This window comes from Nonomuraea terrae, assembly GCF_004348995.1.
Classification (GTDB): Bacteria; Actinomycetota; Actinomycetes; order Streptosporangiales; family Streptosporangiaceae; genus Nonomuraea; species Nonomuraea terrae.
Map to the genome: position 1 here is coordinate 1 of NZ_SMKQ01000071.1, position 12,507 is coordinate 12,507.

The following is a 12,507-nucleotide window of genomic DNA, read 5'->3' on the forward strand; positions in this document are numbered from 1 at the left end:
TCGATCTGATCGGCACCATCGGCCGCCACGTGCTGGCCCACCTCCTTCCCGCCCGGCGAGTCCGCACCAAAGACCGCATCGTCAAACGCGCGATCTCCAAATACAACGCCCGCGGACCCGCCATCGATCGGACCACCTACAAAGCCACCATCAGCATCAACATGATCAGCAGCCCTTGACACCGATGCCCCGGCCTTAACTGAACGGCGTTGGTTCTAGGAGTCGCGGGCCTGTTGCAGCACGCGGGCCGCCTCCTTCTCGTAGAAGCCGCGGGAGGCCAGCACCACCAGACCGCCGAGCACCATGGGCACGATCAGCACGTACATGGCGGTGATGAGCGAGCCGGTGGCGTCGGAGGAGATCCCGACGATGAGCGGGCCGAACGCGGCGCCGAGGGTGAGCAGGAACTGCAGGACGGCGAAGCCGACACCGCGCGACTTGGCGCCGACCACGTCGGCGATGGAGGCCGTGCACGTCGGGATCGCGGTGGACGAGATCGCCGCGGCCAGGAACACGAGGGGCACCATGGTGTACGGCGAGTTCATGAGCAGGGCGCAGCCGAGCAGCGCCGACCCGACGGCGATGCCGGTGCCGCCGACCAGCAGGCGGCCGCCCTTGACGCGGCCGTGCAGGCGCTTGGCGATGCGGGCGCCGGCCACGGTGCCGGTCACCACGGCGATGATGGTGGTCGCGCCGGTGAGGCTGCTGGCCGCCCCGGCGCCCAGGCCGAAGGTGCGGACGAGGAGGGACGGCAGCCAGTAGTAGACCCCGCCGAGCCCGAGCGTGAGGATCATCACGCCGAGGGACACCATGATCAGGGTGCGGATGGCGAGCACCTCGCGTACCTGCGGCCAGAAGGGCGGCTTCACGGCGGTGCCGGGCTCCGGGGCGGGGTCGGCGTCGATCGGGCCGGGCTGCGGCGGCACCATCCCGCCGTCTGGCGGGGCCTGCGCCGGCTCCTGCTTCCCGGCCCCGGCGGTGGCCATCATCCTGTCGATCACCCCGCGTTCCGGCTCGCGCAGCCGCCACACCAGGAAGGCGGTCAGCACGCCCGGGATCGCCATCAGCAGGAACGCCGCCCGCCAGCCGAACGCCTGGCCGATGACGCCGCCCAGCAGGGTGCCGACGCCGCCGAGGTAGGTGGTCATGCGGGTCCAGCCGTACACCTGCATGCGGGTCGCGGCGGGGTAGAAGTCGGCGAGCAGGCTGCCGACGGCGGGGTTGTCGATGTTCTCGGCCGCGGCCAGCAGCACGCGCATCAGGTAGAAGATGGCGAACCCGGCGGCCAGGCCGGAGCCGAGGGTGGCCAGGGCCCAGCAGAACACCACGATCGCGATGATCCGGGTACGGCTGTAGCGGTCGGCGAGATAGCCGGCCGGGAGCGCGACGGCGGCGGCCGCCAGGGCCGAGGCGGTCGGGATGGATCCGGCCGCGGTGTCGCTGAACCCCCACTCGGCCTGCACCAGGGGCAGCACGCCGGACATCAGGTTGGCCTCGATGCGGTCCACCATGCCGACGATGAACAGCACGATGAAGGGTCCCCACCCGAAGGGGTTGGGATCGGTGGGGCTGATGCCGTCGGGGGGTGGGGATCCGAGTCTGCGGCGTTCGCGGCTGACGGCCTTGACCATGTTTCTCCTCCGCTGTGGTGATCCCCGTGACGGCATGAGACTTCTAGAACTGTGTTCTAAAACACAGTTCTAGAGCGAGTGTCGTACATCACACCCGGATGCACCAGGGGCCAAATGTGACGGTGTGATAACGCGCACATTACGGAGGGGCGAGCCTCGAACCGGAGTCCCCAGATGCTCTACTTGTTGTAGTACTACTCGAAGTAGAGGAATTCGGATGCGTGTTCTCATCGCAGGAGCCGGGATCGCGGGCCTGGCCGCGGCCCGGGGCTTACTCGACGCCGGGCACGAGGTCACCGTGCTCGAACGGGCGCCGGCGCCGCGCGACAGCGGCTGCGCGCTGACACTCTGGAGCAACGGCACGGCCGTGCTGGCCGATCTCGGCGTGCGGCTCGACGGGCTGGGGCGGCGCATCGAGGCGCTGCACGTCAGCAGCGCGCGGGGGCGGCGGCTGATGGTGGTCGACACCGGCCGGCTGGAGGCCCGTTTCGGCGCCCCGGTGCTGGTCGTCCCCCGCCGGTCGCTGCTGGCCCGGCTCGCCGAAGGGCTCCCGGAGGGCACCGTGCGGTACGGCGCCGCCCTCACCCGCCTGCACGACGACGGCCGGTCCGTACGCGCCGAGACCGAGGACGGCGCGGAGCACACCGGCGACCTGCTCATCGGCGCCGACGGCGTGAACTCCCGGGTGCGCACGGCGCTCTTCGGCTCCGGCGACGGCGCGCACGCCCGCCCCACCGGCGCGGCCACCTGGCAGGGCCTGATCCGCGCGCCCTTCGACCTCGGCCATCGCGGCCTGCTGTTCATCGGCCGCCAGGGCCTGGTCGGCCTGAGCCCGGCCGGCGACGGCCTGCTGCAGTGGCTCATCGACCTGCGCTCACGGCCAGGCGCCGAGCACCGGCAACCCGGCCGCGCGCTCACCGCCCTCCGGAGCCGGTACGCGGCGTGGGCCTCCCCCGTCCCCGACCTGCTGGCGGCGCTGTCGGAGCAGGACCTGGAACTCTTCCCGCACCGCCGGCACCACGCACCGCTGAGGATGCGGCGCGGCCGGTGCGCTCTGATCGGCGACGCGGCGCACGCGATGCCCCCGATCCTGGCGCAGGGCGCCGGCCAGGCGCTGGAGGACGTCGCCACGCTGCTGCGCGGCCTCGCCCGGTCGGATCCGGGTCCGGCGCTGCGGGCCTACGAGCGCAGCCGCAGGTGGCAGGCGGCGCTGGCCTCCGAGGCGGCCACCCGGGGTGTCGCGACCGCCGGGCCGCGGACCCTGTTCCAGAGCGAACCCGCGCTGCGCGCCGCCGCCGCCCTGCCGGACCGCCTGGCGACATGGTCGTTCGGGATGCTGATCCGCGGAGTCAGCGACCGGCTCTGAGCACCGGAAAAAGCGGTAAAAGGGGAAACGGGGGTTCGGGACAGGGTAGGTCGGGGTGGTGGGCAAAGACGCGCCGTACCCGATCCTCGACGTCACCGCCGCGGGCGTCGTCGAGCGGCTGAACGACGCCGCCCAGGAACTGCTCACCGGCGCGTCCCCCGGGGTGCCGCTGGCGCGCGCCGCCCCGGCATGGCTGGCGCAGGCCCACCGCGCCGTCGCGAGCGGCCGCGCCAGGCCCGGGGCCGGGCCGGCGCACGGGCCGGTCGGCGATCGGGTGTTCGAGGCGCATCCGCTGCACGCCGACGCCGATCGGGTCGTGTGGTGGCTGCTCGACGTCACCGGCCACCGGCGGGCCGCCGAGGCGCTGCGGACCGAACGGGAGTGGACCGGGTTCCTCGTCGAGGCCTCCCGCGAGCTGACCTCGTCGCTGAACCTCGACCGCTGCCTGGAGGCCGCGGCGCGCCTGGCGGCGCGGCACCTCGCCGACGCGGCGCTGGTGATCATGCCGATGGCGGGCCGGCGGCACCGGGTCACCGCCTGCGACCCGCGCGGCAGGATCGTCCGCGAGGACCTCGGCGTCGACGTGCGTACGGTGCCGGGGCTGGACGGGGCTCTGCGGGCGTTCCCGCCGGCGCCCGCGCGCTGGATCGACCCGGCGCGGGCGCCCGGCTGGGTGCTGCGCGAGGAGTTCGGCGCGATCGGGTCGGCCGTGGTCATGGCGCTGCCCGGGCACGGGCTGCCGGCGGGCGCGCTGGTGCTGCTGCGGCGACGCCGGCAGCAGGGGTTCGCGCCGCGTGAGGCGGTGTTCGCGCGGCTGTTCGCAGCCTGGGCGGGCGCGGCGATCTCCGTCGCCCGCCTGTACACCGAGCAGGCCGCCATCACCGAGACCTTGATGGCCGAGCTGCTGCCGCCCGTCGAGCTGCGGGTGAACGGGGCCGAGGTGGCGGCCCGCTACCGTCCGGCCGGGGTGGCCGAGCTGGTCGGCGGCGACTTCTACGACGTGCACCCCGCCGCGGGCTCCGGGCGGGAGGCGCTGGTGGTGCTCGGCGACGTGGCCGGCAAGGGCCTGGAGGCCGCCGTGCTCACCGGGAAGATCCGCAACACCCTGCACGCCCTGCTGCCGATGGCCGACGACCACCACCGGGTGCTGGAGCGGCTGAACGACGTGCTGCTCACCCGGGAGAACCCGACGCGGTTCGTCACGCTCGTGCTGGCGTCCGTGGCGCCCAGCGGTCCGCGGGTCGCGTTGCGGATCACCAGCGCCGGGCATCCGGCGCCGCTGATCCTGCGCAACGACGGGCGGGTGGAGGCCGTCGAGGCGGCGGGCACGCTGATCGGCCTGATCGACTCGATCACCAGCTCGACGCAGGAGGTGCTGCTCGACCCCGGCGAGACGTGCCTGCTCTACAGCGACGGCATCATCGAGGCCAGGGGCGGCCCGTGCGGCGACGAGCTCTTCGGCGAGGAGCGGCTGTGCGAGAAGTTGCGCCACTGCGCCGGGATGCCGGCCGACGCCGTGGCCGAACGCGTCCAGATGCTGGCCTCGCAGTGGGTGGGCGGCGGCGAGCACGACGACATGGCGATCGTCGCGATCAGCGCGCCCCGGGGGGAGCGGACATGAGGATCGAGGAGCGCGTCGAGGCGTTGTGGGCGGCGGCGATCGCCGGCGACGAGTACACGGCGGCCGACGTGGTGCTGGCCGCGCTCGACGCCGGCGTGCCCATGGAGAGCGTGCTGCTGGACGTCGTCGCGCCCGTGCAGGCGCGCGCCGGCCGCGAATGGGCCGCCAACCGCATCACGGTCGCCCAGGAGCACACCGCGACCGCCGTCAACGACCGCGTCCTCGCCATCCTGGCCCACCACCCTTCCGCTGGAACGCACATCGGCTCGTCCGGGGGGCGGGGACGGGTCGTGGTGGCCTGTGTGGATGGGGAGTGGCATGCGTTCCCGGCGCGGTTGCTGGCCGAGGTGCTGCGGTTGCGCGGGTGGCGGGTGGACTACCTGGGCGCGCAGGTGCCGACGCCGCACCTGATCGCGCACCTGCACAGGGCCGCGCCCGACGCGGTGGCGCTGTCAAGCTCGCTGGCCGTCCGCCTGCCCGCCGCGCACACCGCGATCACCGCGTGCCAGTCGACCGGCGCGCCCGTGCTGGCCGGGGGCGCCGCGTTCGGCCCGGACGGCCGCTACGCCCGCCTGCTCGGGGCCGACGCCTGGGCGCCCGACGCCCGCGCCGCCGCCGATCTGCTGGCCCAGGGGTTGCGGCCGCACCGGCCGGAGGACGGGCCGCCGCATCTGCCCGGGCACGAGTACACCGTCCTCACCGAGCGGGCGCCGGACCTCGTACGGAACGTCATGGCCGACCTGGCCCGGCGCGTCCCCGAGATGGCCGGCTACACCAGCGAGCAGCGCAACCGCACCGCCGAGGACGTCGCGCACATCGTCGAGTTCCTGCGGGCCGCGCTCTACGTCGCCGACCCGGACCTGTTCACGTCCTTCACCGGCTGGATGACGGGCGTGCTGACCTCACGCGGCGTCCCTGCGGGCGCCTTGTCGGCCGGCCTGCAGACGATCGCCGGCCGTCTGCCCGATCTCCCCCAGGCCCGCGAGATGCTGGAACGCGCCCAGGCGGCGCTGCGCGCCGGGACCCGGTGAGCGCGGCCCGCTTTACCGCCGCCCCGCCGGGACATCGCCTGCCAGACACGTTTGTCCCATCGAGGCGTCAACAACACGCCAAGCAGTGGCCCCCGCCATAGCGACGACATAACACGCGACATACCGTCCTTTAATGGGCCAAAAGGGAGCTTCCCAGCAGAGGCCATGTGGCATGGAGATGAAGCGGGAGACCAGCGACTCGGGACCGGCCCCGGACATCCACGAGCCCGCCCCGGTCGGGGTGGCGGTGACCAGGGGCCGCGACCACCGGGTGATCTACGCCGACGTCGCCTTCCAGGGCGCGGCCGGCCTGCCCAGGCTGCCCCTCCAGGAGCTGCTGCGGCGGCTGCGCCGCGAGCACGCCGCGCTGCTCGACCAGGTGCTGGACGGCGGGAGGCCACTGTGGCTCAGAGACGTCGCCCTCGACCCGGCGGGCCGGCGGCGGCTGTCACTCCATCTGTCGAAGATGTCGCTGGCCGCCGGTGGCGACGGCGTGCTGGTGGTCGCGGTGGAGAACGCGGCGCCGGACGACTCCGTCGCGGAACGGCACAGGTTCCTGCAGCACTACCGGGGCCTCATCCAGGACGACGCGCAGATCGTGTGGGTGATGGCGCCACTCGGCCGGGTGATCGAACCCAGCCGGTGCTGGGAGGACGTGACCGGCCAGAGCTGGAAGGACTACCACGGCGACGGCTGGCTGCGGGCCGTCCATCCCGGGGACCGTGCGGCGGTCCGCAGGTCGTGGCGGCAGGCCGCGAGGCTCGGCCAATGGGAGCACGTCTTCCGGGTGAGGTCCGTGGACGGCCTCTACCGGCACGTCCGCGGCCGCGCCGTACCCGTGGACGAGCGTGATCCGCCGGTCGAGTGGGTCGGCACCTGCTCCGACATCGAGCAGGAGTGGCAGGAGGCCCGGCGCGGCAGGCTGCTGGAGCAGGCCGCCGCGGCGACGGCGGACATCGCCGGCCTGGACGAGGTGCTGCGCATGCTCACCAACGTGATCGTGCCCACCGTCCTGGACGGCTGCGGGATCTACCTGGTGCCCGACCTCGAAACCCGGCAGGAGCCGCTGGTCGCCGAGAGGTTCGTGAGCATCGTGCGCAAGGACCTCCGGCCGGAGCCGCAGCCGGGGACGGTGTTCTTCCCGCCGCACTGCGGGTTCGTGGAGGCGGTCATGACCCGCCGTCCGGTGCACCGGGTCTTCCCCCAGGGCGAGCCGCCGCCCGATCTGGCGCCGCCCGGCGCGGAGGAGTGGTTCAAGCGGGTCGGGGCCAACAGCGTCGCGCTGGTCCCGGTGATCGTGGACGGCGCCGTGGCGGCCGTGCTGGACGCGGTGATCTGCGGCGACAAGGAGCCGATCAGCGAGGCGGACGTCGAGCTGCTGCGGCGGATGCTCGACCACGCGCACGCCCACCTGAGCAACGCCATGCGCTTCCAGCGGACGCAGCGGGTGGCGCTCGCCCTGCAGGACTGCCTGCTGCCCGATCCCCCCGACGTGCCGGGGCTGGAGATCACCGCCCGTTACCGGGCGAGCGCCACGGCGGTGGAGATCGGCGGCGACTGGTACGACTCCTTCGTGCTGCCCGACGGCGCGGCCATCCTCACCATCGGCGACGTCGTCGGGCACGACCTGGCGGCGGCGGTGACCATGAGCCAGCTGCGCAACATGCTCAGAGGGCTCGCCATGGACCGCCGCGAGCCGCCCGGCGACATCCTGCGCCGCCTCAACATCGCCACCGAGTCCCTGTACTCCGACGGCACCGCGACGTGCATCCTGGCCAGGCTGGAGACCGACGACGGCGCGTGGCAGCTGGAGTACTCGGTGGCCGGGCATCCGCCGCCGCTGCTGGTCACCGGCGACGGCACGGCGCGTTTCCTGAGGGGCGCGCTCAATCCGCTGCTCGGCATCGGCTACGACCAGCCCCGTACCAGCGCGGTCGCGGAGCTGCCGCCGGGCGGCACCCTGCTGCTCTACACCGACGGCCTGGTGGAGGTGCCCGGCGAGAACCTCGCCAGGGGTCTCGACCGGCTGCGCCGCCACGCCGCCGCCCTGGCCCGCGCGCCCGTCGGCGACTTCTGCGACGAGCTGCTCGTCCGGATGCCGCTGTCCAGGAAGGACGACATCGCCATGATCGCCGTACGGCTGCCCGCGCCCTGAAACTCACGCATGCTTCCCCCAGCGATCAACTGCCTGATATGTACCGTTCGTCCCACTAGTTCACTCTGCTGGATTGACCAGGAACCGACAGAGGGTGCCAACAAGGGTGCCGACAAGGGTGCCGACAAGGGTGGACATATGCGTACATGGTGGAAGGTCGCGGTGGTCGCGGCGCTGGGCGGCGTGGTGGCGGCGGCCCCGGGGATGGCCTGGGCCGGCGGCGCTCCGAAGCGCACGCTCGACCTCCAGGCCCACCGCGGCGGGATCGGGTTGACGGTGGAGTCGACGCTGCCGGCGTTCGCCAAGGCACTCGAACTCGGCGTGAACACCCTCGAGCTGGACATCCAGATCACCGAGGACGGCCAGGCGGTCGTCACCCACGACCGGCGGATCGACGGCCGCAAGTGCCAGGACACCGGCCCGGCCTTCGCCGGCGACCCGGAGTACCCGTACGCGGGCAAGCTCGTCAAAACGCTGAACCTCCGGCAGATCAGGACCCTCGACTGCGGCTCGCGGCCGCTGCCGGAGTTCCCCGGTCAGCAGGCCGCGCCCGGCGCGCGGATGCCGCTGCTGCGCGAGGTCTTCGACCTGGTCAAGCGCTATCGCGCCCACCAGGTGAAGCTGAACGTCGAGACCAAGGTCGAGGCGGGCGCGCCGCAGGAGACCGCGCCGCGTGAGCAGTTCGTCCAGGTGACGGCGAAGGAGATCCGCGCGGCGGGGATGCTGCGGCAGGTCACCATCCAGAGCTTCGACTGGGGCGCCCTGATGCGGATGCGCGAGGTCGAGCCGCGGCTGCCGCTGGTGGCGCTGACCAACCCCGACTACCAGGGGGCGCCCGGCATGGAGGTGTGGCTCGGCGGGATCGACCTGGACGACTTCGGCGGCGACCCGCTGAAGGCCGTCAAGTCGTTCGGCGCCGGCGCCTTCTCCCCGCTGCCCGGCTCCCCCGAGGGCAGCGGTCCCGGCGACCCGGAGTACCGGCCGTACGTGACCAAGGAACTCGTGGACGAGGCGCACCGCCTGGGCCTCAAGGTCATCCCGTGGACCGCCGACGACGAGGCCACGATGAACGCGATGATCGACGCCGGCGTGGACGGCGTCATCACGAACTACCCTGACCTGCTGCGGAAGGTCATGGCCGAGCGCGGTTTCACGCTGCCGAAGGCGTACCGGCCGCACGGCAAGGGCTGACGGGTCAGTCCCCGATCGTGCCTCCGTCCGCCTTGCGGGCGGGGGCGAGCGCGCCCCGCGCGGGGTGGAGGTGCACGGATCCGTCCGGCCGGTCCCCGAGCGGCAGGCGCAAGACGAACCGGGCGCCCTTCGGGGAGTCCTCCACGCGCAGGGTGCCGTGGTGGGCGCGGGCGATGTCGCGGGAGATGGCCAGGCCCAGCCCGCTGCCGCCGGGATCACGGCGGCGGGAGTCGTCGAGCCGGACGAACCGCTCGAAGATGCGCTCACGGTTGGCCGGGGCGACCCCGGGGCCGTCGTCGGCGACCGCGACGACGGCCTGGTCCCCGTCCTGCTCGACGGTGATCTCGACGGACGACTCCGCGTGCCGCTGCGCGTTGACCATCAGGTTGTCCAGGACACGGATGAGCTGCATCCGCGAGCCGCGGATCATCAGGCCGGTGGTGGCGCGGACGTTCATCGGCAGGCGGTGCGGCTGGAGCTTGACCTCGGCGGAGACGAGATCACCGAGGTCTATCGGCTCGGGCGGCGCGTCGGTGACCCGCAGCCGGGCGAGGACCAGCAGGTCGTTGACGATCGCCTCCAGCCGGTCGGCGGCCGTCAGCGCGGTGCGGATCGTCTCGCGGGGATCGACCTCGTCGGGGTACGTCAGCGCCTCCTCCAGCTGCGTGCGCAGCCCGGCGAGCGGCGAGCGCAGCTCGTGGGAGGTCGTGGAGGCGAACTCGCGCTGCTGCCGTACGGCGCTCTCCAGGCGGGCGAGGGTCTGGTTGGCGGTGATGCTGAGCTGCGCGAGCTCGTCCCTGCCGGGAGGGACGGGCACCCGCAGGCTCAGGTCGCTCACGGTGATCTCGGAGATCCGCGCCCGGATGGCCTCGACGGGCCGCAGCGTACGCCCGACCAGCGCCCACGTGGTCCACGCCGCCACGGACACCAGCAGCAGGATCCCGCCGGCGATGATGTGCTCCAGGCGGTGCGTGGACAGGACGGACGGCTCCGGCAGCCCGGCGAGCACCACACCCGCGTCCGCCTCGGGGGTCAGCCGGATGGCCATCAGCATCACGCAGTGGTGATCCTCGCCGCACTCGATGCGCCGCTGGAACCGGTCGTCGGGCGGGGGGCGCAGCGTGCTGAGCGGCACGGTGTCGGACGCGGCCTTGCTGGAGTCGACGACCCGCATGTGAGAGTCGACGATCTGGACGAGATCGACCGGAGGGTAGGCGGGCATGCGGTGCGGGACGATGCCGTTGCGTGCCGCCGCGCTCCACTGGCTGGCCACCCGTTCGGCCTGGTCGAAGGAGTCGGCCTGGACCTTGTAGCGGATCGTGAGATCGAGTGTCACGCCGAGCAGCGTCAGAATGACCATTGAGAACACGGCCGCTACTACCGTGTACCGCGCCCGGATGGAGCGTGGCCGTGGCAGTGGTGACAATCCGGGTTCCTCCCCGTCTTCCCCGTTCGGCGTCCTCGGCACCCCTCGGAGGTAACACACCATAAGGTGCGTATAAGGGACATGGGCCCCATAAAGGTGCAATAAGGACTTATATCCCCGAACCACTAGAGACGCATGACCATTCCTTGGCCAAGGAAGGGTCGAGATGAGCAAAGGACAAAGTCCGCCACCGGCCCCGCTCGGGACGCGTGACCGGATGAGCCGCAGGCGCACCCCCAGGTCCCACTACTCTCCCTTAGGACGGGTTTTGTGAGGGCGGAGGGATGAGTGACGGTCAACGGGGCGGCAGATCATCAGGCGGCGGATCATCAGGCGGCGGGCCCTCCGACGGGCAGGCGGGCCGGTGAGGCGGTCGGGCGGGTGCTCGGCACCCAGGCGGCCTCGCCGCTGTCGTTCTGGGTCGGTCTGGAGCCGGGCAAGGTCGTCCAGCTCGACGACGTGGTGGTGACCAGACGCGACGTGCCCGGCTACGGCCCCGTGCTGGTGGCGGGGGTGGTGACGACCGTGGAGGCACGCCACGAGGGCGCCGCGTACGACTCCGACGTCTTCCTGATCGCCGACGGCGCGCTGCCGGCGGCCGTGGTCGAGGTCGCCGAGGTGCGGGTGACGCGGGTCGAGCCGGAGGTGTTCGTGCCGCCGCTGCCCGGCGCCAAGGTCTACCTCGCCGGCTCGGACGACCGCGACCAGGCGCTCTACTTCGACGTGATGGACCGCCGCATCCCCCTCGGGATGGGCCGCGACGGACAGCCGCTCTACGTGAACTTCGACTTCCTCGACGGCACCCGCGGCGCCCACGTGTCGATCTCCGGCGTCTCCGGCGTGGCCACGAAGACCTCCTTCGCCACGTTCCTGCTGTTCTCGATCTTCCACTCGGGGGTGCTGGCGGGCGAGGCGGCCAACACCAAGGCGCTGATCTTCTCCGTCAAGGGCGAGGACCTGCTCTTCCTCGACCACGACAACCTCCGGCTGGACGAGCGGGCCAGAGACGTCTACGGCCGGCTGGGGCTGCCCGCCAAGGCGTTCGGCAGCGTCCACGTGTTCGCGCCACCGCGCCCCGGCGACCCCAACGGCGTGCCACACGTCGCCTCCCGCACGCAGGGGGTCAGCGCCTTCTACTGGACGCTGGTGGAGTTCTGCGAGGAGGAGCTGCTGCGGTTCGTCTTCGCCGACGCCGACGACGAGCGGGCCGGCTACTCACTGCTGGTCGGCCAGGTCGCCGCGCGGCTGAAGGCGTGGGCCGAGCCGGTGGGCGACGGCGGCGCGGTCAGGGTGCGCGGCACGTCCTGCCGGACGTTCGGCGACCTGGTGGAGCTGCTGTCCGACGAGCTGCAGGAGGAGGAGGCCCGGCGCGAGTGGACGGGCGCGCAGACGCCCCTCGGCACGGTCAACGCCTTCCTGCGCCGGCTGCGCAGCGCCGTGCGCCCGCTGTCCCCGATCGTCCGCGGCGACCTGCCGTTCTTCCGCAACCACCAGGTGCGCACGTCCGACGCGCAGGTGTCGATCGTCGACCTGCACAACCTGCCCGAGCGGGCGCAGCGGTTCGTGGTCGGCGTGGTGCTGCGCGGCGAGTTCCACCGCAAGGAGTCCTCCGGCACCGCCCGGCCGCTGCTGTTCGTGGTGCTGGACGAGCTCAACAAGTACGCCCCGCGCGAGGGCGACTCCCCCATCAAGGAGATCCTGCTCGACGTCGCCGAGCGGGGCCGCTCGCTCGGCGTCATCCTCATCGGCGCCCAGCAGACCGCCTCGGAGGTGGAGCGGCGCATCGTCTCCAACAGCGCCGTCCGCGTCGCCGGCCGCCTCGACCCGGCCGAGGCCGCCCGCTCGGAGTACGGCTGGCTGCCTACGGCCGTCCGCGAACGCGCCACGATCGCCAAACCGGGCACCATGTTCGTCGCCCAGCCGGAGATCCCGGTGCCGCTGGCGGTGGTCTTCCCGTTCCCCGCCTGGGCGACCCGGCCCTCCGAGGCCGCGGCGCGACCGTCCGCCCGCACGACGGCCACGGGCGGCGACCCGTTCCAGGGCCTGCCCGGCGTCGAAGACGACATCCCGCCCTTCTAACCCCCAG

8 protein-coding genes are annotated in these 12,507 nt (G+C 72.7%); 6 read left to right on the forward strand and 2 right to left on the reverse strand.

Features of this window, described 5'->3' with window-relative positions; genetic code table 11:
* Positions 1-215: 215 nt before the first annotated feature.
* Positions 216-1,631, reverse strand: a complete 1,416-nt coding sequence (locus E1286_RS22580) for an MFS transporter (protein WP_132615432.1) — start codon at positions 1,629-1,631, stop codon at positions 216-218.
* 217 nt (positions 1,632-1,848) lie between these two features.
* On the opposite strand from E1286_RS22580, the gene E1286_RS22585 reads away from it, so the two are divergent.
* The 5 genes from E1286_RS22585 (at position 1,849) to E1286_RS22605 (ending at position 8,995) form a co-directional block, all read left to right on the forward strand.
* Positions 1,849-2,997, forward strand: a complete 1,149-nt coding sequence (locus tag E1286_RS22585) for an FAD-dependent oxidoreductase (protein WP_132615433.1) — start codon at positions 1,849-1,851, stop codon at positions 2,995-2,997.
* A gap of 55 nt (positions 2,998-3,052) precedes the next feature.
* On the forward strand, positions 3,053-4,618 hold the full coding sequence (locus E1286_RS22590) for a PP2C family protein-serine/threonine phosphatase (RefSeq protein ID WP_132615434.1): 1,566 nt from the start codon (positions 3,053-3,055) through the stop codon (positions 4,616-4,618).
* The gene (locus E1286_RS22595; protein WP_132615435.1) at positions 4,615-5,649 is read left to right on the forward strand and encodes a cobalamin B12-binding domain-containing protein; all 1,035 of its coding nucleotides are present in this window, start codon (positions 4,615-4,617) and stop codon (positions 5,647-5,649) included. Before E1286_RS22590 ends, E1286_RS22595 begins: the two co-directional genes overlap by 4 nt.
* Before the next feature lie 172 nt (positions 5,650-5,821).
* Positions 5,822-7,804, forward strand: coding sequence for a SpoIIE family protein phosphatase (locus E1286_RS22600; RefSeq protein WP_132615436.1), 1,983 nt, complete (start codon positions 5,822-5,824; stop codon positions 7,802-7,804).
* Positions 7,805-7,942: 138 nt separating this feature from the next.
* Positions 7,943-8,995: a glycerophosphodiester phosphodiesterase family protein gene (locus E1286_RS22605; RefSeq protein ID WP_132615437.1), complete on the forward strand. Its 1,053-nt coding sequence runs from the start codon at positions 7,943-7,945 to the stop codon at positions 8,993-8,995.
* A gap of 4 nt (positions 8,996-8,999) precedes the next feature.
* On the opposite strand, the gene E1286_RS22610 is transcribed toward E1286_RS22605, so the two are convergent.
* Entirely contained in the window at positions 9,000-10,331 is a 1,332-nt protein-coding gene (locus E1286_RS22610; RefSeq protein WP_165969857.1) for a sensor histidine kinase, read from the reverse strand.
* Positions 10,332-10,709: 378 nt separating this feature from the next.
* On the opposite strand from E1286_RS22610, the gene E1286_RS22615 reads away from it, so the two are divergent.
* Positions 10,710-12,500 (forward strand): ATP-binding protein, encoded by a 1,791-nt coding sequence (locus tag E1286_RS22615; protein ID WP_132615439.1) that lies wholly within the window; start codon positions 10,710-10,712, stop codon positions 12,498-12,500.
* The last annotated feature ends 7 nt before the right edge of the window (positions 12,501-12,507 follow it).